The sequence below is a fragment of the Rugamonas rivuli genome (assembly GCF_009380165.1).
Lineage (GTDB): Bacteria > Pseudomonadota > Gammaproteobacteria > Burkholderiales > Burkholderiaceae_D > Rugamonas > Rugamonas rivuli.
In genome coordinates this window covers 459841-485846 of the sequence record NZ_WHUF01000002.1, presented here as the reverse complement: position 1 = coordinate 485846, position 26006 = coordinate 459841, and the positions used below count along the sequence as shown (strand labels likewise).

The following is a 26006-nucleotide window of genomic DNA, read 5'->3' as shown; positions in this document are numbered from 1 at the left end:
TCTCTAGCCCCAAAGCGACGGCCTTGACGTCACATACAGCACCTTGATCGGCAGTGTCCTGGGTACATGTACAGATGCGGCACGAGCCCGCGCTGCATCGACGCGCGCCACCAGCAACTGTGCCACAGAGCCAATGACATTAGCGTCGGCTAAAGGGGCGGCACCAAATGAGATCCAAGCTGGCAGATTTCTGAACGCTTGCGCTAAGTACCTCACACGAGCAACGGCCCGATCATATAGATCAGCAGGTTGGTCGGGGTGACGAAAGAGCGGTTCATACAAATATTCCACAATTTCCAAGACCACTTTAAGGCGGCTCGCAACCTTAGCTACCCCGGCAATCACATCCTCGACCACAGCGAGTGCATACACAACATTGCACGGCCTGGTACTGAACAGTTCCACCATCTTTGCGATCCCGGATTGAAACGCGTGGTCTCCTTGCTGGAACATATACAGCAAGTCCGCAGCATCGACCGCGACCAGCGTCCGGTTACTTCGAAAGAGGAGCTGCATGGCATATCGGTAAGTCACGGCCGGCAGCAGCCCCTTGCTGGCGGCGTATGCCATTAGCACCTGCGGCCAAACCCCTTGGCCCCCCAAAGCAGACTCTGCCAGCTGACGCAGATGCAAGTCGACCGAGGCCAATACCGCCTGCTTTTCAGCTGCCAATAACAGCACTTCGTATTCGTCTTCTCCAAGCTGGTCGTTAATGGAGACAACCTCCGGTGGCATATCGCTGACTCCATACGCTGGACATACCGTACAGTACTGATCAATGACGCTCTGTACGCGACTATAGAATGCGAGGCACCTGTCTCCATAATCATCCGGATACTTCACTACCTGCAGTTCGCCATCGACCACGCCGACCCGCCCAAACTTATGGCTATCAGCGGCGTCACTACGCAACCCATCAAGAATCTGAACAGCCACAGTACTGATGTAAATAACAGGAATAGCCCTTAGTGCCGCTTCGCAGCCCAGGGAAACCAAATCTGCTAGCGTTGCCAAATCAATGACAATTGCAGGCACGTCACCTTCAAGGAGCTGAAATGCCTTCGCAATCTCTTCCGGACTGCCTGCACACATACGAAGCGGCGCCGCATCCCGAGGCCATCCCTGAACCAGCTCAAGAGTAGATGTATTTAGCAGCTTTGCGCATGCTCCCAATGGAACAAGCGCCGTCGCGTAGGTGTCGAAAACCAGTTGCCCTCGATTGCCCCCCGGGCCAATTATCGACTTGATCAGTTCAAGGTCGAGTTCGCCGTTGTCTTTAACTACTTTGGCGCTCTGAATAGCTGGCAACCCTTCCGGTGTTTCATCCAGCAGTCTGCGGAGCTCCTCCAAGAGATGAAGGTAAACGGAACTTACCCCTACTACCTTGAATGATCTCCGGTGGCCAAACGCGCCTTCGATCTCTACCGTTTCATCGACTCTCTTACCTACTAGTGCCAATCCCAAAGTGCTGTCCGGCGGGTAGTATCCGCGGTGCTGCGGGAGGTCAACCATTCCCAAAGGATCAACACTAGCTGTTATCCTTGAGCCATCTTCCGAACTGAGTAACCATGTGCTGCCAGGCCCAGGTTTTTCATCAATGAAACTCGCAGCTACAAGCTCACCATGGACCAGAAACTTCTTAACGTAAATACCGGCTGCTTCGGCCGATTGCATCGACGCTCGAACCATACGATAAAGCCGCCGTAATCCGTCAATCGGTGCGCCACGCTGAATCTCAAGCGAGGCTACATAGCCGATCTGGTACAACGAGCCAGACAAGCGCTCTGGAACAACGCTTAGTTGCTCATGAAATCGCTTGCTCGCCGAACCATAACGCTCGCACATTAGAGCAAGCGCCCAAGTTCCCGCATGATCAGGTCTACGTCTTAGCTGCTCCTCGGCGATATCAACCAGTAGTACCCAGTCACCAGCACTCTGTGCAAGCTCAATCGCCGCTTCACGAATGTGATCGTCCTCTACCCATGTGGGCGGAAGATCTTTAAGGACCTGGCGAGCTTCTGCCCGCAAACCAGCTTCAACGTAGCAGCGCAGCCGCCGCCGCTGGATTTCTGAAATACGACCTGGCACGCAATAGCGTTGATAAATTTCTGCCGCCTTAACATACAGCTTCACAAAAAATAAGCAATCTGCGCACAACAGTTGAAGCGTGGGTGAATCATCCTCCGATATCCTCGCTGTCAGGCTATCGAGACGCGCACTCGCATGATCGAGCTCGCCGGCATTGATCAACGTGCGTATGTAGATCAGCGCCGCTCGCTTGTGCTTTCCCAGCGGGTCATCGAATGCCAAAGCCGCTTGAATCGCAGTGTCGCGCTCTCCCGAATGAAGCTGAGCGATAGAACGCAACGCACGGATTGTGCTCGGTTCGACTTCGTCAGATTCAGGCATCGCCTCGGTGCGGTCGATCAGGGCGTCAACGATATCCACTGCGCCGTTTGACGCCGCAGCCTCTGCAACCAACAAAAATGAAACCGGTTGGAGGTCGGGAACATGGGTTCGCGCAACCGCTAAAAATTCATCATTGCGATTCAACGCATGCAGAGCGCCAAGCTTGAAGCCAAGCATTTGCGACGGAAATGGCGTAAGTACTTTCGCCTCTTCGCAAAGCGTAAGCACGTCGTCATAACGATCCAATAAAAGATATGCATAGCACACGTTTGAAACATCAGCTGGCAGTGCCATGACGCTTTGGCTATTCCATAGTCTTGCCGCCCTGGGTTCAAAACATGCAACCGCTTCGGAAATGGCGCTCAGAGCCAGCTCATCAATGGTTCCAAGTGCTTGTTGAGTGGGCGCAGACGTAGCCCATGCTACCGCGACAGCGAGTGCCGCAGAGCGATTAGGCTGACGCGCTCCGGCATGATTCAAAATTTTCCGGCCATGTTTCCAGGCCCTGGCGTAGTCCGATTCACGCTGAGCGGCCGAACACAAAGCCATAAGCACATCCGGGTCGTCTGCAATTTCCGGAGGAACATCCTCATCTTGGATTGACCGCCCCAATTCGATCAGAGCGAACGCGGTCGCAGCCCACACAGTCGGTGAGGTCGGAAATTTCTTCTTCGCTTCCAGGCCAGCCTGCGCTGCACCGTCCGGGTCGTTCTTTAAAAGGAGACCACGGATACCGGCAGCCGCAATCTTCTCGTCGTTTGGATAAAGACTGAAGGCGGTCAGCAGATCGTCGGCTGCCCCCTCACCTCGGAATAGATGCACTCTGCATATGCTGCGCAACAGATGCCAACGCGCTTTTTGATGCTGGTCAAAGGTGCCGAAAGACTTGCCGATCTCAGTTAGTTGGAGCTCTGCATCGCGATACCGCGCCGCCTTTATTTGCTCAGTGATGGCGTCGATCTGTCCAGTAACAAGCTTATCCAGGGAAGACTGCAGGCCGGCGGGCACATCAGCACCGCCCCCCGCGAAAACCGCGTCACCGAGATGCTTTTCAATACGGCCAAAGCCGTCCGTCACGGTCTGGTTCAGGGAGTCGATCGCCTCAATATTGCGCCGAAGAGCGCTCTCAGGCGCGTGAGGGTTATAGCGTGCGAGCAGTTTGGAATGTCGCTCTATATGGGCTTCAATTTCCTCCCAAAAATCAATCTCGACTGCGAATTTCCCAGCTTTTTCGCGCTGGACCGAAAGCGTCAAGACGGCGCCTACCAAATTAGCGTCACTTGCGGCGGTGGTAGAGATTATCAACCGTGAGATAGGAACGGTACCCGCATCCGCCTTTCGAATTTCGTCCTCGATGTCCCGCAGCGTCAAGGTCCCGTCGTTATACCGTTTGCACTGGATGCCGATCAGCCCCCGCTCGGTGCGGACGAAAATGTCAACTCCGAACTGCTTTTGTCCACGCCGTCCATTTCGTTTAGGGCTGAGGTCGCCATGCACTTCGCCATACACGTGCGCACACATTGCTTCGAAATCAGTTTCATTCGAAGGCTTCGGAAGTCTGTGTGCGTAGAAGTTACTCAAAGGCGACGTGAAGGCTGAGGGTATGCAATATTATGTCACTAATGGCAACTCTCATTCCAAAATTTGCAAATCGGTTGCGACAAAGCGGGACAATACAGTTTCAGCTAATCTCCACTTCAACTAAGTAGGCTGGCACGACCTTTTCTTCTTGCGTCAGATTTGCGTGCATTTTGTAGGCGGTAATGTCAGTTACATACGTTTCTCGCACGCGTTCCAGTTTTGCACCGCTGGCGAAAACGATCTCTTTCTCGTTACCGTGCTCACCTTCACGGCTGTACACATAAGTGTTTGTGGCCGGCTGCGCTACGCGGACAACCATCAGGTCCACTCGGCCAGCATCAAAGGCTTTTCCCCGCCACTCAGCATTTCTCAACGCCACCTGAGGACAGAAAGAAGTCGAGAACGGTTTTGACGTCGTCAAAGTGTCACCGGTCACCCCCCATTCGCCTCCGTGAAACAAGAACTGGCCTTGGGCCACTTTGACACCGTGCGTATTGATGGCTGAGTCGACCATTTCCTTGTCGTACTCCGGGTACGAGCATTGGTATTCGCTAAGCGGTTGGGGAACATCTTGGGGCATGAGTCCCTGCAGATGTCGAAACGCTGGACTTTCGTCGAGTGCTCTATCGATATGGAATTCGAGTCCGTTATCTGCTCGTACTCGGAGCATGCGATGCGCAGCCTCGTGATGGGTCGCGACGATCTCTAGGAGCTTGTCCTTCGGCTCGAGCGCTTCAAGGATCGATAATCCTTGTGTTTTTACGAGCTCCAGTGCTTCCTCAACAGTCGTTTTACGACGCGACCAAACCTCGTATGGTTTCTCAAACACGTCAATTACATCCACTTTCTCGCCCATGCTCCCTCCGTTAACTTTATCTAGTTATACTTTTTTCGGCAGCAGTTTAGCTATGCCAGTAGCAAAGCCCGGGTTAAACACAAACCGCCGCCGTTCATCAATTATTTCGCCAGCCTCCCCGATACTCCAGCCTTTTCGCGCCAAAGACGTTGGATCGATGGCCGCGATCAAAGCTTTGTGCTCGCTATCAGAGAGCTCAATCGCCTTAACATTGGAGTCAGCGGTCACAGAGCTTGTGGATGTATGCATGCCTATCGGACGCATGTCTACAGTCACCACCGTCTGAGACTTAAGCAGGTTCAGCTCTGCTTTAAGCTTATCTCGTTCGGAAAACGCAATTCTGCATAAGCTACGCAAAGCTTGATCTTCAATCTTGGCGAGGAAATCGTACTTATCCTTAAGAGGTTCGTCGACCTTATTATTCTTGCGCGTATTCGTGGGTCCATTGTGGGCTTCCCATGCCTTCACCAAATTCGCGTAGTCGACTGACTGGGCGTTGTAGATCGTCCTTGCGCGAAACAAACCTGCGCTTTCAGCTACTTTGGACATGTTGGCCAAGCTAAAATCTCGAGCTCCACTGCTATGCCGCTCGAATTCCTTTCCACATAAGCTATGAAGCCTTCGCAATTTTTCCGCCTTGTCCGCGCGGAGGGGTTTATCGAGTAACCTTTTTAAAACTTCATCTGGGTGATTGTTAAGAGCCGACATTCAGGGCTTTCTTTGTTAGATCAAGTGGTTTAAGCTTGCTTGACGTTGTTTCATTACCCATGTTGGCAAGCGCGGTCAGATCAGTCAGATTTATCCCAAGTGTCGTTTGAAGACTTTGTTTCCGATCCATGATCTCTACTACCTTGCGACGCCCTAGCAATCGGTTTCCTGGATTGGCTTGGCGCTCGAGTTCCCTCATGATTGCATTTGCAGATAACAGTTTCTCTTTCTCTGATAACTTGGCTAACACGAAGGGTTTTCCTTCCCTTTCGAATGCCATATCCAACAACTGAGCATACTCAAAAATTGCTGAGCCCGGATACAGGTCTGGATAGAGTTCGACACCCGCGCAGACCTCAGACAGCACCAGTAACTCAGACTCGGTCTCCTCCACAACGCATTGAACAGTCAAAAGGTCTCCTTGTACAGCAAGCGCTTGAGTTCCTTCGTCAGTATCCGGCAGCGCCTTTATCCTTTCGATCATTCTGTGAACAGCTGAAACATCGAGCGCTAGCTCCTGCATTTTTTGCATAGCCGCCTCGTACAAGCGCTCCGCAGTAGCTAACTCCCTCGTCCTAAGGAACGGATGACCGTCGGCTTCAATGCGCGCTTTTTCTATCAAGAGATCATTGCGCGTACGCTCTGCATCAATCGCGGCGGAGCTTGATTTATAAAGATGGAATTGCCGGTTGTTAAAGGTTGCCTGCAGCCCAGGTATGTGCGCGCGTCCCGCGCACTTCCAACGGCAGCGACAGCAATTTCTAACGCCTCCGGGCGCAGGCCCGTGATGACCTTGGCCTGGAATGAGTTCCAACGCTCCGTTATGGCAACCTGGGAAGCGTGGATCGCCGTCAACAGGCCCGGCATTACCACCTGCGAGGCAAAGTCCATCATGCATCGGTAGCCAACCGAGTGGGTTTCTATCTTTTGGGTTAAGCGGAATAACATCTATCATTTCCTTTGCATTGAAAATGACGTGCTTGCGCATCCGCTCAGCAGACGAAGATTTCAAATCTCGAATGAGAGCTGCATCCTTAGTGGCATCTACCTTTTTCGCAGCGTCGGCAAGAGCGTCTTCGATGCGTTGCAGACCCGGTTTAGTGTAGTAGAGCGTCATAAGAATGCGTGCGTGGCCGACGATTTTCATCATAAGTTCGGGAGCCATTTCCCCATCCAAAATGAGGTGAGTAATCAAACTGACCCGCAGCCCGTGAATAGTAGTTTCTGCACGACCATCACGAACAAGCTCAATGGCACTTCCGTCGGGATTGCGTTTACCTTCGTTGCAGAGAATTTTTTCGTATCCTGCGATCAGAACTTGCCACGCTTTATCGACAGCACCCGCAGCAACAGGGAACTGAGTTGCTGACTTTGTTTCCGGTGTTCGAAACAGGAAAACCACGTCGGGATAGGTAGTACATACTGAGTCTGATTTGCCTTTCAGCCTCCGTGCCGAAGGTACATCTTTCCAAGGCAATAAGCGCGTTGGCGGATTATATTTCTCCTGCCAGGCGCGTAGTTTTTCAATCCAGTAGTAAGGATCATCTTGATAATCCGGTAGGTGAGGCCAAGCACACTCCTGTCCTTTTTTATCCCAAGAACGACCTATATCCGCAGTCTTGTTTGTATTAAAGTATAGAACGACAGTTCCCTCGTTAGAAAGCCTGATAGCACCTTGCCTCCTTGGCTTTCTGCGTGAGCCACTAGCGATAGGCGAATCGTTGCTAACCTCGGTGCCATCAACCACTTTAAAAGTATCGCCCTCTCCGCTGTCAATCATCCGTATCTGCCCCATGCGAGCGGTCGTTTGGAGTTTAATCAAACACGCCACCCACCTAACGGGACTCCACATTTCTAGTACTGGCCCTTTGTCGAGCCTCTGCCGTACCCGCCAAACGCAGTCAGGGTCCGCTTTGTCGATTTGACTTTCGTCTACCTGAAACCAGTTGCGAGATTCTTTGTCGCCACTGGCGGTGATCTTTCCACTGATCCCTTGCACCCATGTCCAGTCGCGAAGGTTGCGCCCTTGTGCAATGCGGCGCCGCAAATCGTGGATCATCCAATAGGGCATGACCTGCTTGTTGGATTCAGACCCGCGCTGAGGTCTATGGTCACTACGTCGCACACGGGCTATCGGATTTCGAAAAATTGGAAGAGTTGTTACGCCCAGTTCCTCATCGTCGTCAGCAAATTCAGGCTGAATCAACACCCAGTCTAAAAAGTCCGCTAACGCGTTATTCATCGCAGCACCATGGTCTGACTTAGGACAGCTTATCTCGAAAAAATTCGGAATAAGTTTGCTGTTTTGTCGTAAGAAAAAATCAGCAGGGCGCGGAGAAATCCGGTGTTGCATCAAAAACCGCAGGAACCGATTGATGGACGTGCATACGATCGCAAAATTGCTCTCGACGAGTTCGTACCATTGGACAGCATAGACGCGCCATTCTTCCAGTTGAGGAAAATCACGCTTAATCTTCAGCAGTTGACGGTCATCCTCCATCGACAAGGCGAAACGAGGCTCGACCGTTCCCGCATCAAGCGCTTTTTGGTATGCCTTTCTAATGACAGTATCCGTAGCACCAAATAGGCCACAGATTTCCTGCAGCGGTACGCCTTGGCTGTGCATCTGCGCCATAGTTAGACGCTGCTCTGCAGTATATCGTTTAGCGCTCGGAGGGATTGGCTCTTCGACCCCATTCAGCTTGGCGCGGTGTTTCTTAACGATCTTCATGGCGTTGCCTGCATCGATGCCAAGATCTCGAGCAATTGCGTTAACGGTCTCTCCCGACTCGGCCCTTCGCACAAGTTCAAGCTTAATTTCTGCCGATAGCGGCACAGCCCTCTTCGTAGGATTTGGCATCAGCTTTAGTACATAGCTTCTGCTGATACCTAAAGAACGAGCAATGGAAGAGTTCGTATGCCCTTCCTTAATTAGCCGAAGTGCTTCATCCTTTACGGCCTCCGGAACACCGAATGGCAGGGGTTTCGTATATTTACGGACAACCGAATGTGAAATCCCCAAATTCTTTGCGATCTGAGTCTTCTGAACGCCAGCTTGAAAGCTAGCTTCGATCTGTGCCCTAATCTCAAGCGACAAGGGTTTATTGTTTTTATGATTGGTATAATTTGTCATCAAACTACTTCTGTGAGATCACTCCAAGGACACAAGGGAGCAAGGTTGGTGCTTATCTTTTGAGCCGCACGTTCGAGTGCAGAGGTCACCTCACTCAGTTCAGGCTGTGTATATACCTTCTGGCTCTCTGGCGAGCAATGATGCATTGCATGCTGCAGGATGACTTCTCCTACGCCACCCTGACGAGCGCGTCGTCCGAACGCGTGCCGAGGGCCATGCGCGGTTGTTCCATATCGCTTCCCATATTCGAGACCAATCCGTTCGACCGCGCGTTGAAGATGCTTGCAATATGAAGAAATTGTGTAAATGCCCCCCGGATCTCCTCTGCTCAAATTTACCCATGCAAACGGATGAGATCGCTCAATGCGCACCAGCTGTTCGAGGTAACGCTTCCAAATGTCGAGGAATAAAGTCCCATATTTTTCTTTAGGGAACCAGTGGACCTGCATGAACCATCGGTCATCCAAAGCCGGATTCTTCCAACCCGAATGCTGCTTACCACCAATGATGTGCCGAGGTCGCAAACCAAACTCAGCGGCTAGATATTCGGACCTAGTTCCGCGTTTTCCGTTAGAGCCCCTCCAATCATTTGGGGCAAACCCATCTGATGGGTGATGAATCGCGACAAACGCGACCGCTGGATCATCCCATTGGGGTTGAACGTCGGATACGTAAAGGTGAAACGGCTCACTTACCCGTAGGCCTCCGCCTAGTAGTAAACAAGTGATGGCCATATCACGCCAGTTATAACTACCGGCAACCTTAAAGCCCTTAAACAGCAGCTCTTCAATGCGGTCTTCTGGGAATGCTGGCGGTTCCGCCATTGGGACTTTAGACTCACGTTCTCGACGGACAACTCGCCCAGGACGAGATGGCATTCCGGACCAAGTGTGCCCTAGGAACGCACTATTACGGCGGTATAAATATGCTTGCTGATCAATCTTCTGATCATATTGATTGCCAGCGTATTGCGGATTAAATTTGAGTGCGCGCGGATTCTCACCCCTGCCCAACCATTCAAAGAAATCCGAGAGTAAGGTGATGATGTAATTACTATCCTCAGGCCGCATCCGCTTCCAGTAAAGCCCACCGGGATCGATGCCGGTCAAAGTATCAGCTGTTCCAAGACTAAGGGCATTCGCAAAGTTGCGAAATAAGCGCCAATCTTCTTCGCCTTCAACGGCATTCACTTCCAGATATTCAAGAAACAGCTTCACGGCTCTGACGAACTTTAAACGCCATGCAAGGCTGCGCCGGACTGTAAGGCAGTAATCGATCAAAGGTAGGATTGGCCCATCCTTCGAGAGAATTATTGGCAATTCTACTGAGGCGCCAGTGTTGTCACTAACGACTTGCCCTCTAACGACAACAAAAGCCACAACGAATGCCCCTGAAAGACAAAAACAGACTACGGTTTTTGCCACCGCGACTGCCTCAGCACCTAGGTGCAATCTCAGAATGCGATAACCCAACCACCTAGGTAGAACCGAACAATTTCATCAATGAGCAACTCGATGACCTTACGGTACATAATTCGGCACGCATTGTATGTCAACGACAGGGTAATATGGAAGAGCCAGTTTCCCGTTTGCACACTCATGCCAATCGTTTTAACCAAAAAAAAGGTATCTTAGGCGAGAAGTATGGATGACTAGGAAGGGGTAATAACTCTGTACGGATTCAGCGATACGCTGAACGGCAAGTCCGGCGAGGCGTTGCGGCTGAGGATGGATTTGCAGTATTCGTCCGTGACCACGGTCTTCAATGCGGAAGCTTCTTCCTCTTCGCGCTCCCAGCCGTCGTCGTAGGCGACGCGGGCGTTGACCTCGAACCGGCCCTGGAGGTTCGACACCGCGCCACGGCCTTTTTGCGCCTTCAGCGAAGGCGGCGGCAGCATCACTTGTTCATGGTTGTTTTCATCGTGGGACATCGCGGCACCAAACCACTGTATACATATACAGTATTCTAGGCGCTAAAAATGGCGATATCAAGCGAAATATCAATCTCGCGGGCTTGCTGTCTTGGGAACAACGTGGTCAAGCTGGTATCATGCGGGCTTCCGGGGGAAGGACTTTCCCCGCGCCACGCGCGCCCCCACCCACGCATCGCCAGGATGCCGCCGATGCGGTATCCCGGCTCACCCAATACGAGCACACACATGAACAACTCGACTCAACCATTGCCGTCTTTTTTTAGCCGGATTTCCATCGCGATCGGCGCGTTCTTCCGCGCCCTGTCCGACGCCGAATACGCAGCGCGCCTGACGCGCATCGACGACGCGCCGCAACCGGTGGCCGCACCTGTCGCCGCGCCGGCTCCAGCACCTGCACCAGCTCCAGCGCCTGCGCCGACGCCTCTGCGCGTCGCCACGCCGGATGCCGCCTTGCAGCTGCTTGGCCTGTTCCAGCGCGAAGCGCGCCTGATCGACTTCACGCAAGAAAACCTGAGCGCCTATTCCGACGCCGATATCGGCGCCGCCGCGCGCGTGGTGCATGAAGGCTGCAGCAAAGTGCTGCGCGAGCACTTCACCATCGAAGCGGTGCGCAGCGAGGCCGAAGGCAGCCGCATCGTGCTAGAAGAAGGCTTCGACGTCAGCGCCGTGCGCCTGACCGGCAACGTGGTCGGCAGCGCGCCATTCCGCGGCGCCTTGAGCCATCGCGGCTGGCGCGCGTCCAACGTGCGCCTGCCTAAACTGGCCGAAGCACACGACGCGGCCATCCTGGCGCCGGCGGAGGTGGAGTTATGAGCGATCCACGCTACGCTATCGGCATCGACCTTGGCACCACGCACAGCGCGCTGTCCTATGTGGACCTGGGCACCAGCGACGGCGAGAAAACCCAGCACGGCGTGCTGGCCATTCCGCAGCTGACCGCACCGGGCACGGTGGAAGACCTGCCGCTGCTGCCGTCCTTCCTCTACCTGCCGCACGCGGACGAACTGGCGCCGGGCGAATTGAGCCTGCCATGGCCGCAATCCGAACAGGAACAAACCGGCGTGGCCGGCGAGATGGCGCGCAGCCGTGGCGCCACCACTCCTATCCGCCTGGTCTCTAGCGCCAAGAGCTGGTTGAGCCATCCAGGCGTCGACCGCCGTTCCGCCCTGCTGCCAAACGACGCGCCGGAAGAAGTGACGCGCGTCTCGCCGCTGGAAGCATCGACCCGCTATCTGACGCATCTGCGCCAGGCATGGGAGCAAGCCTATCCTGACGCGCCGTTCGGCGAACAGGCAGTGACGGTGACGATTCCCGCATCGTTCGACCCGGGCGCGCGCGAACTGACAGCCGAAGCGGCACGCGCCGCCGGCTACACCAACCTCACCTTGCTGGAAGAGCCGCAAGCGGCCCTGTACAGCTGGATCCAGGGCAGCGAAGGCCGCTGGCGCAAGGAAGTCAAGCCCGGTGACATCATCCTCGTGGTCGACGTAGGCGGCGGCACCAGCGACTTCTCGCTGATCGCCGTGCTGGAACGCGACGGCGTGCTGGAACCGCACCGCATCGCAGTGGGCGACCACATTCTGCTCGGCGGCGACAATATGGATCTGGCGCTTGCGCATCTGGTGGCGCGCAAGCTGGCCGCCAACGGCACGCAGCTCGATGCATGGCAAATGCGCGCGCTGACCTACGGCTGCCGCAGCGCCAAGGAAAAACTGCTGGCCGATGCCAGCGTCGATACCTGGCCTATCGTGGTGCCGAGCCGTGGCTCGAAACTGATCGGCGGTTCGATCCGCACCGAGCTGACGCGCGACGAAGTCACCACCTTCATCCTCGACGGCTTCTTCCCGCAGGTGGATGCGTCGGCACGTCCGGCGGTGCGCACGCGCGCAGGCCTTACGCAGCTTGGCCTGCCGTATGCGCAGGACGCGGGCATCACGCGCCATCTGGCGGCCTTCCTGGCACGCCAGGTCGGCGCGACCAGCGAACTGGAAGGCTACGCCGGCAAGCAAAATGCCGACGCCACCTTCCTGCATCCGACGGCGGTGCTGTTCAACGGTGGCGTGTTCAAGTCGGAGCTGCTGGCGCAGCGCGTCATGGGCGCCCTCAACGACTGGCTGTACATGGAAGGCTCCGAGCCTGCGCGCATGCTCGGCGGCGCGGACCTGGACCTGGCCGTGGCGCGCGGCGCGGCTTACTACTCGTACGTGCGTCGCGGCAGCGGCGTACGCATTCGCGGCGGCACGGCGCGTGCCTACTACGTGGCGATCGAATCGTCGATGCCGGCGATTCCAGGCATGGAGCCGCCTATCCAGGCGCTGTGCGTGGCGCCGTTCGGCATGGAAGAAGGCAGCGAGATCGAATTGCCGAATCAGGAATTCGGCCTGGTGGTCGGCGAGCCTGTGCAGTTCCGCTTCTTCGGTTCGTCAGTGCGCCGTCAGGACCAGATCGGCGACCTGCTGGATTTCTGGGGTCCCGATGAGCTGATCGAGATGAACGAGATCCAGGCGACCCTGTCGCCGGAAGGCCGCTTGGCCGGTGACGTGGCGCAGGTCCGCCTGCATGCGATGGCGACCGAATCGGGCACGCTGGAACTGCTGGCAGTGGCCAACGACGGCCAGCGCTGGAAGGTGGAGTTCGACGTGCGCACCGGCGCAGCGTAAGCATCGCTGCCTGAGCATGAGTCAATACGTCGTCAGCATCGACCTTGGCACCACCAATACGGTGCTGGCTTACGCGGAGCCGGGCAGCGCGCAGATACGGCTGTTCGAGATCGAGCAGCTGGTGGCGCCCGGCGAAGTAGCTGCGGGCGCTCTGCTGCCGTCCCTGCGCTATCACCCCGCGCAGGGCGAACTGGCGGACGGCGATCTGCAACTGCCTTGGCCTGCTGCGGATGTGGCGGGCCTGTCGCAGGAGGTTGTCGGCAGTTTGGCGCGCAAGCTGGGAGCGCAGGTGCCGGGGCGCCTGGTTTCCAGCGCCAAGAGCTGGCTGTCGCATCCGCATGTGGACCGCACCGCGCCGATACTGCCGTGGGGCGCGGAGGCCGATGTGGCCAAGGTGTCGCCGGTGGCGGCCAGCGCTTCATATCTGGCGCATGTGCGCGCCGCGTGGAACGCGCGCTTCCCTGCGCATCCATTGGAGCACCAGCAGCTGGTGCTGACGATACCTGCTTCATTTGACGAAGGTGCGCGTGCGCTGACGCTGGAGGCGGCGCGCATGGCCGGCCTGGCCAGCCTGCGCTTGCTGGAGGAACCGCAGGCGGCCTTCTACGATTGGCTGTACCGCCAGCGCGCAACGCTGGCCGCCGACCTGACGGATACGCGCCTGGTGCTCATCTGCGATGTCGGCGGCGGGACTACCGATTTCAGTTTAATCAAAGTTGACATGGCCGATGGCCAGCCGCAGATCAGCCGCATCGGCGTGGGCAACCACCTGATACTGGGCGGCGACAATATGGACCTGGCGTTGGCCCATCTGGTCGAGGCGCGTATGGCGTCGACGGCCGGAGATAGCGCGGCGCCGACGCGCTTGTCGGCCAGCCGCTTGTCGCAACTGGCGGAGCGCTGCCGGGCCGCCAAGGAACTGCTGCTGGCGGCCGACGCGCCGGATCGCACCACCGTCACGCTGCTCGGATCCGGCTCGCGCCTGATCGGCGGCTCGCGCTCCGCCGACCTGACGCGTGATGAAGTCGCGGAGCTGGTGGTGGACGGCTTCTTCCCCTTGAATGAAACGCAGGAAGCCGCACGACGCGGCCGTGGCGCGATTGTGGAGTTCGGCCTGCCCTACGCCAGCGATGCGGCGATCACGCGCCACCTTGCCAGCTTCCTGCGCCAGCACGCGGCAGCGGCACGCGAGGCGCTGGGCATGACGGCCGACGACAGCACCACTATCCCCATTCCCGACACGCTGCTGCTCAACGGCGGCGTGTTCCGCGCGGTCGCTCTGGCCAGCCGGCTTGAGGCCTCGCTGGCCAACTGGCGCGGACAAGCCCTGAACGTTCTGCATAACGACAATCCCGATGTAGCGGTAGCGCGCGGCGGCGTCGCCTACGCACTGGGCCAGGCGGGGCAAGCGCCGGTGATCGGCGGCGGCTCGCCGCGCAGCTACTTCCTGCTGCTCGACGACGAAGCACGCCCTGACAAGCCGCGCCGCGCCATCTGCATCCTGCCGCGAGGCAGCGTGGAGAACCGCGAAATCCTGCTGGCCGACCGCACCTTCGCGCTGCGCGTCGGACGGCCGGTGCGCTTCCACCTGGCCTCCTCGATCGCCGAAGCGGCAGCGCCGCAAGCCGGCGAGCTGGTCGAGCTGCAACCCGACGAATACGTCCAGCTACCGCCTATCGCCACCGTCCTGCGCGACAGCAGCGCCACCGATGCGCGCAAGGAGATCCCTGTACAACTGGCCGCCACGCTAAGCGAAGTCGGCACGCTGGATGTGCATTGCGTCGCCATCGAAGGCGCGCAGCGCTGGCTGCTGGAGTTCCAGCTGCGCGGTGATGCCGCCGCCATCGACGGCGACACCGACACCGCAGCGCCACAGGAAGCGCCGATGCCCGCCGGCTTCGACGCCGCCATCGGAAAAATAGACCGCATCTTCGGCAGCCGCGCGCAGCAGGTCGATGTGAAGGAAGTGAAGCAGTTACGCACGCAACTTGAACATCTGCTGGGCAGCCGCGAAAGCTGGGCAACGCCGTTGCTGCGCCGCTTGTTCGACGCGTTGATTCAGCGCGCCAAAGGCCGCCGCCGCTCGTCCGAACATGAGCGCGCGTGGTTGAACCTGAGCGGCTACTGCCTGCGCCCAGGCTTCGGCTATACGCTGGACGAGTGGCGCATCGAGCAGTTGTGGGCGCTGTTCGATACCGGCGCCCAGCACCACAAGGACAGCCAGGTCTGCGCAGAATGGTGGACGCTGTGGCGCCGCGTTGCCGGCGGCCTGAGTGTGGAAGCGCAGCTGCGCGTGCTGGACGATTTCGCCTTCAACGTGCAGGCCGACGACCAGGAACGTGGACGCCGTCCGCACACGCTGGTCAACGGCAGCGAGGAAGACATGCTGCGCCTGGGCGCTTCGCTGGAACGCATCCCCGGCAACTACAAGGCCGAAATCGGCGCGTGGATGCTGGGCCAGTTGCAGGCCGCGACCAAGGCCGCAGCCAAAGCCGCCGTCAACAAAACACGCAGCGGCGCCGATGCCGCAGGCAAGGCCGAAGCGGCGCAAGCACGCTTCCTGTGGGGCCTGAGCCGGGTCGGCGCGCGCCAGCCTTTCCACGGTAGTGCGCATGACGTGGTGGAGACGGCCGTCGTCGAGCAATGGCTGGACGTCATCCTGTCGCTGGATTGGAAGAAGGTGGAACCGGCCGGTTTCGCCGCCGCCCATCTGGCGCGCATGACTGGCGACCGTTCGCGCGATATCGGCGAAGCGCTGCGGGCTGACATCCTGCGCCGCCTTGCCGCCATTGGCGCCCCCGCCAACTGGAGCGCAATGGTGCGCGAGGTGGTGCAGCTCGATCAGGCCGACGAGAAGCGCATGCTGGGCGAAGCCCTGCCGCCGGGTCTAAAGCTGATCGCCTGACGGCGGGCGCGCTACGTAGCCAGCCTGCTGCGCGACGAAGCCGTCGAAGGCATCGATCAGTGGATTGAATTTATTTATATCGTTTTCCAGCTGGGCCAGCGCGTAGACGGTGGCCTCCAGCGTGGACAACTGGTCCGGCAGATGCGCCTTGCGGATCAGGTAGTGCGATGGCGGCGTATCGCGCAAGGGCAGGCGCGGAAGGCTTTGCAGCGCCGGATTCAGATACAGCATCTTGCGGCTTTTGCGCCAGGTTCCATCCAGCACCACCAGCCGCAGATCCTGCGGCGCCTGCAGCCACTCCGCATCGAAGGGCTGCGCTGCGGCCAGGCCCAGCGACTTGTCCTCAACCGTATCGGGATACAACAACACGCTGCGGCGCTCCGGCGACAGCAGCTCCTGCAGACGCTCCGGCGCGAACGCCTCCCCTACTTCCAATCGGCTGCGGGCCAGGCTCAGATGCAGCAGGCGCGCGCTGCCCTTGGCGTTGTTGACTTCCATCGGGTGTTGAAGGATCAGCACCTCCACCTGGTTCGGCAGCGCCGCGACCCAGCGGCAGATGCAGGTCTGCTGTGGACGCAGGCACGCGGCGCAATGCGCGCGCGTGGAACGTGGAATGGGTGGAGTGGATGAAGCGGCGGTCATCATAGACCGCCATTGTACCGAAGGCTTGCGTTGCGCTTAGAACTCTTCCCAGCCGTCCGATTCGTTGGAAGCGACCGTTGCGCGCTTGGGCGCAGCCGCCAACGCTTTCCTGGCCGGTGCTGTCACCGTCGGCGCGGGACGCGTCTTAGGCGCCGCGGCGCGTGGCCGCGCAGGCGACAAGGCAGGCGCCTTCATCGCCATCTGCGTAGCATCCAGCTTGAACACGCTGACCACGTCGGCCAACTTTGCCGACTGCTCCTGCATCGATTCGGCCGCCGCTGCGGCTTGCTCGACCAGCGCCGCGTTCTGCTGCGTCACTTGGTCCATCTGGGTGATCGCGTCGTTCACCTGGGCGATGCCGATGCTCTGTTCTTCGCTGGCGTTGCTGATCTGGTTCATGATCTGCGTCACGCGGCCGATGCTGTCGACGATCTCGCTCATGGTCTGACCGGCCTTGTCGACCAAGTCCGAACCCAGCGCCACCTTCTGCACCGAATCGTCGATCAAGCCTTTGATGTCCTTGGCGGCGGCGGCCGAGCGCTGCGCCAGGTTTCGCACTTCGGATGCCACCACCGCAAAGCCCCGTCCCTGCTCGCCCGCCCGCGCAGCTTCCACCGCCGCATTCAGTGCCAGGATGTTGGTCTGGAAGGCGATGCCGTCGATGACCGAGATGATGTCGACGATCTTGCGCGAGGAATCGTTGATCGAACCCATGGTGTGGACCACCTCGCCCACCACTGCGCCGCCACGGCTGGCAATCTCCGAAGCGTTGACGGCCAGCTTGTTGGCCTCGCGCGCATTCTCGGCGTTGAAGCGCACGGTGGACGTCAGCTGCTCCATCGAGGACGCGGTCTCCTGCAGCGAACTGGCTTGCTCCTCGGTGCGCGAGGACAGGTCGTGGTTGCCGGCGGCGATCTCGGAGGACGCGTGGGCCATCAGATCCGTCCCGCTGCGAACTTGACCTACGATATTAACCAGGTTCGTGTTCATGTTCTTCAGGGCGGTCATCAGCTGGCCGGTTTCATCGCTGCTGCCGACCGGGATGTCGCTGGTCAGGTCACCCGACGATACCGTCTCCGCCACCTTCACCGCTTCGTTGATCGGCTGCGTGATGGTGCGCGTGATCCACCATGCGGCGGTAATACCAAGGATAATCGCGGCCACGCCCAGCAGCATGAGCAGCGTGCGGCCGCTGGTGTACTGGTGCTGGATATCGACTGCCGCCTGATCGAGCAAGGCGCCCTGGCGGTCGGCGAATTTTTTCAGTGCGTCGAGGTAGAGGGTGCGGCTCTGGGCCATGTCGGTCTCGTAGAGCTTCTTGCCCTTTTCCAGATCGCCGGCGTTCTTGGCTACGAAGACGGACTTGCGGATCTCGGTGTAGGCCTTGCGGGTCTCCAACACTTTCTGGAACAGGGGCTTGAGTTCCTCGTCTTCGATGTCGGCGCCGATCTGGTCCTGGATCTTGGTGGCGCGGCCGGAGGATTCGGCCATCATGCTTTCGAGCGTCTTCTGGTCGGCGGGATCGGCGACCATCCATGCGCCGGTGGTGCGGGCGGCGTTCACTTCGATGATCTTGCCCCACTCCGCAATCAGCCGCTCGTCGCGGATCTTCACGTTGATCATGTGGTCGGTCATCGAGCTCGCGCTGCTTAGCCGCAGGATGCCGATAATCGTCATCGCGGTCAGCAGCAGCAGGATGAGTGAGAAACCGAAACCGAGGCGTGTGCCGATTTTCAGATTGTTCATAGCTGTCCTCAAAGCGGATGTGAAGAAACTCTCTAATCCATCCTAGCACCATTTGAGGCGAAACTATAGCTCTAAAGGAAATATTTTTTTATAGCAATACGGCGTTATTCGTTCCGGGTTGGAGTGCCCAGCAGCTCCTCCACGCCCGAGATGGCGGCTGGATCCTTGATGACGGCGCGCAGCCAGACGTGCAGCGGCATGTCGCCCCAGCTGGCGGCCCGGTCGGCCAGGTAGGCCACGGGGCTGTGCGGCTCCGTGCGACGGAAGAATTCGGCGACGGCGCGCAGCTGCGCCAGCGCCTGGAGGCGGTCCTGCGGCGGGCCACCGGCCAGGGTGGGCAGCGTGCCGTTTGCGGCTGCGTTTGCGGCGCCCTGCCCGGCCGCCAGCGGCGCCATGCTGCCGACGGGCCCGATGCTGCGGATGACTGCCTGCACCGCGTCCCTGGCGACGCTGAAGCCCGGGCCGTCCGCACCCAGCCGCTGGTCGACGATGCGTTCCAGGCGGGCCAACATGGCGAGGCAGTATTCGGCGTCCGGCAGCAGCGCTGATCCCTCCGTCAACGGCATATCCTTGACCAGCGCCGGCGTGCGGGCCAGGAGCCAGAACAGATTGCCGATGCGCTGATCGTAGTCGCCGTCGTCGGCTTGCGGGTACATGCCGTCCCAATAGCGGTCGCACAATTCGGCCAGCACCGCGTAGCCGTCCCCCAGGCCGCGCAGGCCGCGCGTTTTGGCGTGGGCTTCGGCCAGCCAGACGGCCAGCCGCATGTCCTTGCTGCGATGGGCGATCATGTCGGCGCAGCGCGCGCCGACGAACTCCCAGTCGGCTTCCTTCAAGGCTGACACCCATTCGCCCTGGTCGAGCGAGGGATCGTCGTACTGGCGCGCTTGCGCGATCTGGTCCACCTCCGCACTGAAGGCGACATCCTCGCCGCAGGGATGCGCTGCGCTGATCGGTTCCAGCAATTGGGCGACGCTGAACATGAAGGCCTCCGCACTATTTGATGGTGTATTTGAACTGACCCTGCTTGCTGGCGCCGACCTTGATGCGGGTGATGGCCACGCCTTCCGACATCCGCTGCAGCACCGCCTCGGCGATCTCCGGCAGCAGGCTGCCGTTGAGGATATGGTCGACGTTGCGAGCGCCGGAATCGACTTCGGTGCAGCGCGCCAGCACGGCGTCAATCAGGGCCTGGTCGTAGCTGAACTCCGCATGGTGGTGATCGCGGATGCGCTGGCCGATGCGGTCCAGTTTGAGCGCGACGATCTGCGCCAGCACCACGTCGGGAATCGGATAGTACGGCACCACTTTCAGGCGGCCGAGGAAGGCCGGCTTGAAATGCTTGAACAAATGTGGCCGCAGCAGCGCTTCCAGGTCGCCCCCGGCCGGCGGCGCCTCCCGGTTCAGGCAAGCCTGCATGATGGCGGCCGAGCCGGCGTTGGAGGTGGCGATGATGATGGTGTTGCGGAAGTCGATCTCGCGGCCCTCGGCGTCGTCCATCACACCCTTGTCGAAAACCTGGAAAAACAGCTCGGCCACATCAGGGTGGGCCTTCTCGATTTCATCCAGCAGCACCACGCTGTACGGATTGCGGCGCACCGCCTCGGTCAGCACGCCGCCCTGCCCGTAACCCACGTAACCCGGCGGCGAACCTTTCAAACCTGAGACGCTGTGCGCTTCCTGATACTCGCTCATGTTGATGGTGATGAGTTTTCGTTCGCCACCGTACAGCAGGTCCGCCAGGGCCAGCGCGGTTTCGGTCTTGCCGACGCCGGATGGACCGGCGAACAGGAATACGCCCTTCGGTTTGTTGGGGTCATCCAGGTTGGCACGCGCGGTGCGCACGCGCTGGGCGACGGCGGCGATGGCGAGGTCCTGGCCGAGGATGCGCGCTTGCAGCGCCTCCTGCAGTTTGAGCACGGTGCGGATCTCGTCCTTGACCATCTTCCCCAGCGGGATGCCGGTCCAGCCGGAGACGATGGCGGCGACGGCGGCGGCGTCCACGTCCACCGGCACCAGCGGCGTTTCGCCCTGCAGCGCTGCCAGTTCCTCGCGCAGCGCGCGGATCTCCGCAGCACCGTCCGTCGAGGTCCGCAGGCGCGCGATTGCGGCGACAATGGATTGCTCGCGCTGCCAGCGTTCATTGTGCTGCGCATACTCCGCATGCAGCAGTCCGCGTGCATCCTGTAGGTGCGCCAGCCGTTGCGCGTGGGCGCGTCCGCCGTCCTCGCGCTTCAGGGCAGCGATTTCAACGCACATGCGCTCCATGGCCTTGGCCGCATTCTCCAGCAGGGCCGGGGTTCCGCTCTGCGCCAGCGCGACGCGGGCGCAGGCTGTATCAAGCACGCTGACCGCCTTGTCCGGCAGTTGCCGGCCGCTGATGTAGCGGTGCGACAGCCGCACCGCCTCGGTCACGGCTTCATCGCGGATGTGGATGCCGAAGTGGCGCTCCATCAGCGGCGTCATGGCGCGCAGCATGGCGCTGGCGATTTCCTCGCTCGGTTCCTCGACCTTGACGACCTGGAAGCGCCGCGCCAACGCTGCGTCCTTCTCGAAGTACTTTTTGTATTCGCTCCAGGTGGTGGCGGCAATGGTGCGCAGTTCGCCGCGCGCCAGCGCAGGCTTGAGCAGGTTGGCGGCGTCGTTCTGGCCCGCCTGGCCGCCTGCGCCTATCATCGTGTGGGCCTCGTCGATGAACAGGATGATGGCGTGCGGGCTTTGTTTGACTTCGTCGATCACGTTCTTCAGCCGATTCTCGAACTCGCCCTTGACGCTGGCGCCGGCCTGCAACAGGCCCATGTCCAGCGTGCGGATTTCTACGCCTTTCAGTACGTCCGGCACATCCCCCTGCGCGATGCGCAACGCCAGGCCTTCCACCACGGCGGTCTTGCCGACGCCTGCCTCGCCGGTCAGGATGGGATTGTTCTGGCGGCGGCGCATCAGGATGTCGATCGCCTGACGTATCTCCGCCTCGCGGCCGATGACGGGATCGAGCTTGCCGTCGCGGGCCAACTGCGTCAGGCTGGTGGTGTACTGGTCCAGCGCCGGCGTGCGCGGGCCGCTTTGCGGCGCCATGTCGGCAAGCGGGGTGGCGGAGCCTGCGTCGGTTGCGGGCGTTTCTTCCTGCGAGCCATGGGTATATTTCTCCAGCTTGTGCTTGACCTCATCGATGGGAATCTGCCCGAACAGCGGCGAGGCGCGCTGCGCCAATTGCGCCAGGTCCGGCGCCGTCAACAAGGCGACCAGCAGGTGCGCGCTGCGGATGCGGTCCGGCTGCGGCGTCGCCAGCGAAGCAATCAACCACGCATGCTCCAGCAGCAGCGGAAGATGGCGCGAGAAGACCGGCGTGCGTGTGCTGCCGGTCTTGAACTGGCCAACCTCGTGGTGCAGATCGGCCTCCAGCATCTCGGGACTGACGCCGCACTGCAGGGCAATCAGCACCACGTCACAGCGCTCCTGCTCCAGCAAGGCGAGGAACAGATGCTCCACTTCCACTTCGTACTGCCCCAACGCCACGCAGATGCTGGCGGCGCGCGTGGCGGCCAGGCGGGTGGTGTCATTCAGTTTGCCGATCAAGGTTTTCAGATTGAGGTTCATGCTCACGCTCCGCGGATACTGCGGTTGATCGAATAGTGCAGCGACGAAGGCTGCAGAACGGCGTCAAAGCTGACCGCCTCGCGCACCGGCAGTCCGGCCAGCGTGGCGCTGATGGCGAAGCTAACCCGGTTGATCGATCCGATCTCACGCTCCAGGCGGGCCTGCACATTGCGCAGGCGCGGTTCGTGGCGTTCGATGGCGGCCTTCAGGCAGGCGCAGATGCGGCTCCGGTCCTCGCTGCTGCTCAAGCACATGCCGGCGAAATCGATCAATCCGTAGTTGACGATGGAGCTGGCGCATTCGGGAAAGGCTTGCAGCGCTTCCTCGGACAGCGCGCAGCGGGTGTTGAGCAGATCTTCAAGATCGCGTGCCACTGCGTCTTTCCACTGCTCCGTCGACAAGCCATGCGTAGCGCGGACATGGTCGCCATGAGGGTCCAGCAAGCGGTCGAACAGGCCGCGCGTAAAGCCATTCATCGCATGCTTTCAAAAAGAAGGCCAGGCCAGACCGGCCTGGCCAGAAACGCACCGAGACGAATCGCCGCACAGTCCGCAACGGGCGCAAGGGAAGCAGTTTCAGACGATGCGGTTGCTGGCCAGGTCCCAGCCGCCGGAGGTGTTACCACCGGCGCCGCCACTGATTTTCTGTTGGGTGTACTTCCATTTGATCTTCGAGAATTTCAGCGCCACGTCTTCAGTGAGGATGTCGCCTTCCTCAACGGCCGGGGATACGGCGCCGATCAGGACGTTCTCGACTTCGATCTCGAAGTACTTCACGCGCTCGCCCTGCGCATCGGCACGCATAAACTCGAACTTGGCCTTGGGGATGGTGCGGCCCGCCGAGCAGGTTTGCAACAGGATCGGAGTGGACAGGTCGGCCAGCTTGGAGATCACGATGTCGCGATGCTCGCAGCGTTCCGCCGTGTGGCCGCCGCCGGTGGAAGCGGTCGCCGATTTCGGCTGCTCCACGCCGAAGCTGACCGATTTGCACTCGATCCAGTCCTTGTGACGATCGTCGTTGGACTCGCCCTTGATACCATCAATGTACAGATAAACGTCGATTGCCATTGCATGCTCCTGTCTCAGGTTATGGTGAACATCAGTAGTTGGTCGATTGCGGCAGCTCCGCGACCAGTCGGAGGGAAACGGACAGTTCGTCCAGCTGGAAGTGCGGCCGCAGGAAGGACACGGCGCGGTACACGCCCGGCCGCCCCGCCACCTCATGCACCTGCACCGATGCCTCGCGCAGCGGGAACTGCGCCTTCTGTTCCTGGCTGGCGTTGTCGTCTAGCAGAACGTATTTCATCAGCCAGCGGTTGAGGAAGTCCTCGACATTGGACGCCGCCGCGAAGCTGCCGATTTTGTCGCGCATCATGGCCTTCATGTAGTGCGCGACGCGCGAGACGGCGAAGATGTATTGCAGCTGCGACGACAACACGGCGTTGGCGTTGGCCGCCTCCGAGCTGTACTTCTTGGCCTTTTGCGCCGACTGCGCGCCGAAGAAGGCGGCGTAGGCAGTGTTCTTGCAGTGGACCAGTGAGATGAAACCGAGATCGCTCAGCTCCTTCTCGCGGCGGTCGGTGATCGCGACCTCGGTCGGGCATTTGAGCGCGACCTCGCCCTCATCGGTCTTGAAGGTGTGGGTGGGCAGATCGTCCACCAAGCCGCCGCCTTCAACGCCGCGAATCGCAGCGCACCAGCCGAAATCGTCGAAGGCCTTGGTCAGCTTGGCGCCGAAGGCATAGGCGGCGTTACACCACAGGTACTTCTGATGATCGGTGCCATCCACCTCCTCGACGAAGTTGAAGCCTTCGACCGTGGTGCCATCGACCGGATTGAAAGGCAGGCGGCCCAGAAAGCGCGGCAGTGCCAGGCCGACGTAGCGCGAGTCCTCGGATTCGCGGAAGGCCTTCCACTTGGCGTATTCCACCGTATCGAACACCTTGGACAGGTCGCGGGGCTTAGCCAGATCGCCGTAGCTATCCAGGCCAAACAGCTCCGGCGCGGCCGACGCGATGAACGGCGCATGCGAAGCGGCGGCGACGTGCGACATCTGCTCGATGAAGTACATGTCTTCCGGCTGGCGCGAGATTTCAAAGTCGCCCAGCAGCGCCGCGTAGGGAGCGCCACCGAAGGTGCCGAATTCCTCTTCGTAGACTTTCTTGAACATCGAACTCTGGTCGAACTCCAGCGCGGACTGGAAGTCCTTCACCAGTTCGCGCTTGGTGGCGTTGAGCATCCGGATCTTCAGGCCCTGGCCGGTGGCGGAATTCCGGACCAGGTAATGCAGGCCGGTCCAGCTTTGCTCCAGCTTCTGGAAAGCCGGAGCGTGCATGATGGCGCTCAGTTGACTGGAAATCAGCCGGTCCAGTTCTGCCACCCGCGCATCCAGCGTGGCGGACAGGTTATTCGACATCACCACCGTCCCTTCCAGCACCTGGCTGACCAACTCGGAGATGATGTCCTTGGCGCGCTCGTGCTCCACGCTGGACTTGGCGACCTTGCTTTGCTCGACGATCTGGTCCAGCAGGTTAAGGCCCTCCGCTGCAGGCGCGGCTTCCTGTATCAGGTTTGCTTGTGCGGACATCTCAGCCTCCCTTGGCGGACTTCAAGCTGGCCAGCTTGTCGGTGTTGCTCAGTACATCGCTCAGGATGTCTTCGAGCTTGTCGTTACCCGCCAGCTTGTTGCGCAGGTCGGCGAGTTTGCTGCGAGCTTCCAGCAGCTTGCTGAGCGGCTCGACCTGCTGCACGATAGACTCGGGACGAAAATCCGACATCGCCTTGAAACGCAACTCCACATTGAAGCTGGTGTCGTCGCCGCTGAGCTGATTGGGCACCTGGAAACGCGCCACCGGTTCCACGCCACCAAGCACTTCATCAAAATTTCCGCTGTCGATGTTGACGAACTTGCGGTCCTTGAGGCGCTTCTTCTCCACGTCCGAATTGCCGCCAAAATCGCCGATCACGCCGACGACGAACGGCAGCTCCTTGTTCTCCATCGCGTCGCCGATTTCCACGTCATACGTCATCTGCACTCGCGGCGGCCGCACTTTGGTCAGGCGCTTTTGAACACTGTCTCCGTTAGCCATACACACTCCATCAAAAGGGAAAAATGCGGACTGCGGAATTACTTCAATCCGCCAAAAGGATCGCTGCCGTTGGACTGTGTGCCGGCCTTCGGTTGCGTCGCAGCAGGGACGGCGGCAGTCTTCTTGCTGGCGGCGGGAGGCGCCGCCTTGCGCCCGGTGGTGTTCGATGTAGGTACCAGTACATCTTCACCAAGGCTGCTGCGCAACAGCTTGGCCAGGTCTTGCGCTTCCGAACGCAGCGATCCGTTCAGATTATTTTGCTGGCTCAGGTCCGCCAGCGCCTTGGTCGACAGCCGCAAGCCGCTGACGGCGACGATGCTGTTACCGAGTTTGTCGTTGGGATCGCGCAGCAGCGCCTCTTGCGCATTGAGGATCGCCTCCCCGTAGCTGGCGCGGTCGAACTTGATCTGCGCCATATGCAGCCAGGGCGTCTTGTCGGCCGGGTAGCTGGTCGCCGCATTCTTGAGAATACTTTGTGCCTTGTCGGCGTGGCCGGAGGCCAGTGCGGTATCGGCTTCCGCCAGCGCGTTCTCCAGCGTCGATGCTTGCAGTTTGTCGACGCGGACCGAGTCGCCATCCGTTGCGCAGCCTGACAGCAGCATCAAGCCCGCCATACAGGGCAACCATGTTCTTGGCGTGATCATCAATTTCTCCTTTTGCATATGCGGACAAGAAGGGACTCATTATTCATGAATGCCCAAGCCCGCCATTGCGCTTACTCAACCGCTGTTGCGTTTCCGATTTGCTT

At 59.4% G+C, this 26006-nt stretch carries 17 protein-coding genes and 1 pseudogene; 3 read left to right on the top strand and 15 right to left on the bottom strand.

Features of this window, described 5'->3' with window-relative positions:
• Positions 1-3 precede the first annotated feature (3 nt).
• The 6 genes and pseudogenes from GEV01_RS07325 to GEV01_RS07300 all read right to left on the bottom strand — a co-directional run.
• A complete protein-coding gene (locus GEV01_RS07325) occupies positions 4-3990 on the bottom strand; it encodes a PIN domain-containing protein (RefSeq protein ID WP_152803033.1) in 3987 nt (1328 codons plus the stop codon).
• A 100-nt stretch (positions 3991-4090) separates the two neighbouring features.
• Positions 4091-4846 (bottom strand): hypothetical protein, encoded by a 756-nt coding sequence (locus tag GEV01_RS07320; protein WP_152803031.1) that lies wholly within the window; start codon positions 4844-4846, stop codon positions 4091-4093.
• 24 nt (positions 4847-4870) lie between these two features.
• Positions 4871-5554, bottom strand: coding sequence for a gamma-mobile-trio protein GmtX (gene gmtX, locus GEV01_RS07315; protein WP_152803029.1), 684 nt, complete (start codon positions 5552-5554; stop codon positions 4871-4873).
• Positions 5541-8687 (bottom strand): gamma-mobile-trio integrase GmtZ, encoded by a 3147-nt coding sequence (gene gmtZ, locus GEV01_RS07310; RefSeq protein ID WP_152803027.1) that lies wholly within the window; start codon positions 8685-8687, stop codon positions 5541-5543. The genes gmtX and gmtZ overlap by 14 nt, the downstream gene beginning before the upstream one ends.
• Positions 8687-10111 (bottom strand): gamma-mobile-trio recombinase GmtY, encoded by a 1425-nt coding sequence (gene gmtY, locus GEV01_RS07305; RefSeq protein WP_152803025.1) that lies wholly within the window; start codon positions 10109-10111, stop codon positions 8687-8689. The genes gmtZ and gmtY overlap by 1 nt, the downstream gene beginning before the upstream one ends.
• A 245-nt stretch (positions 10112-10356) precedes the next feature.
• Positions 10357-10617, bottom strand: a pseudogene (locus GEV01_RS07300) (PA0069 family radical SAM protein); the annotation flags it as partial.
• 228 nt (positions 10618-10845) lie between these two features.
• Between GEV01_RS07300 and GEV01_RS07295 the strand changes: the two are divergent.
• The 3 genes from GEV01_RS07295 to GEV01_RS07285 are packed head-to-tail and all read left to right on the top strand — an operon-like array spanning position 10846 to position 16185.
• Positions 10846-11433 carry a DUF2760 domain-containing protein gene (locus tag GEV01_RS07295; protein WP_152803023.1) on the top strand — a complete coding sequence of 196 codons (588 nt, stop codon included), beginning with the start codon at positions 10846-10848 and terminating at the stop codon, positions 11431-11433.
• A complete protein-coding gene (locus GEV01_RS07290; RefSeq protein WP_152803020.1) occupies positions 11430-13280 on the top strand; it encodes an Hsp70 family protein in 1851 nt (616 codons plus the stop codon). Before GEV01_RS07295 ends, GEV01_RS07290 begins: the two co-directional genes overlap by 4 nt.
• Before the next feature lie 16 nt (positions 13281-13296).
• A complete protein-coding gene (locus GEV01_RS07285; protein ID WP_152803018.1) occupies positions 13297-16185 on the top strand; it encodes an Hsp70 family protein in 2889 nt (962 codons plus the stop codon).
• Here GEV01_RS07285 and GEV01_RS07280 read toward each other — a convergent pair.
• From GEV01_RS07280 to GEV01_RS07240, 9 genes are all read right to left on the bottom strand, one after another.
• On the bottom strand, positions 16168-16830 hold the full coding sequence (locus tag GEV01_RS07280; protein WP_152803016.1) for a tRNA-uridine aminocarboxypropyltransferase: 663 nt from the start codon (positions 16828-16830) through the stop codon (positions 16168-16170). The two genes, GEV01_RS07285 and GEV01_RS07280, sit on opposite strands and share 18 nt — an antisense overlap.
• Before the next feature lie 33 nt (positions 16831-16863).
• On the bottom strand, positions 16864-18573 hold the full coding sequence (locus tag GEV01_RS07275; protein ID WP_152803014.1) for a methyl-accepting chemotaxis protein: 1710 nt from the start codon (positions 18571-18573) through the stop codon (positions 16864-16866).
• A 104-nt stretch (positions 18574-18677) separates the two neighbouring features.
• Positions 18678-19556, bottom strand: a complete 879-nt coding sequence (gene tssA, locus GEV01_RS07270; protein ID WP_152803012.1) for a type VI secretion system protein TssA — start codon at positions 19554-19556, stop codon at positions 18678-18680.
• 13 nt (positions 19557-19569) lie between these two features.
• Entirely contained in the window at positions 19570-22170 is a 2601-nt protein-coding gene (tssH, locus tag GEV01_RS07265; protein ID WP_152803004.1) for a type VI secretion system ATPase TssH, read from the bottom strand.
• A 2-nt stretch (positions 22171-22172) separates the two neighbouring features.
• The gene (gene tssE / locus GEV01_RS07260; RefSeq protein ID WP_152802992.1) at positions 22173-22646 is read right to left on the bottom strand and encodes a type VI secretion system baseplate subunit TssE; all 474 of its coding nucleotides are present in this window, start codon (positions 22644-22646) and stop codon (positions 22173-22175) included.
• Positions 22647-22745: 99 nt separating this feature from the next.
• Positions 22746-23237 carry an Hcp family type VI secretion system effector gene (locus GEV01_RS07255; RefSeq protein ID WP_008450553.1) on the bottom strand — a complete coding sequence of 164 codons (492 nt, stop codon included), beginning with the start codon at positions 23235-23237 and terminating at the stop codon, positions 22746-22748.
• 31 nt (positions 23238-23268) lie between these two features.
• Positions 23269-24756, bottom strand: a complete 1488-nt coding sequence (gene tssC / locus GEV01_RS07250) for a type VI secretion system contractile sheath large subunit (protein ID WP_152802983.1) — start codon at positions 24754-24756, stop codon at positions 23269-23271.
• Between the two features lies 1 nt (position 24757).
• Positions 24758-25258, bottom strand: a complete 501-nt coding sequence (gene tssB, locus GEV01_RS07245) for a type VI secretion system contractile sheath small subunit (RefSeq protein ID WP_152802975.1) — start codon at positions 25256-25258, stop codon at positions 24758-24760.
• Positions 25259-25296: 38 nt separating this feature from the next.
• Positions 25297-25860 carry a hypothetical protein gene (locus GEV01_RS07240; protein WP_235914273.1) on the bottom strand — a complete coding sequence of 188 codons (564 nt, stop codon included), beginning with the start codon at positions 25858-25860 and terminating at the stop codon, positions 25297-25299.
• Positions 25861-26006 lie beyond the last annotated feature (146 nt).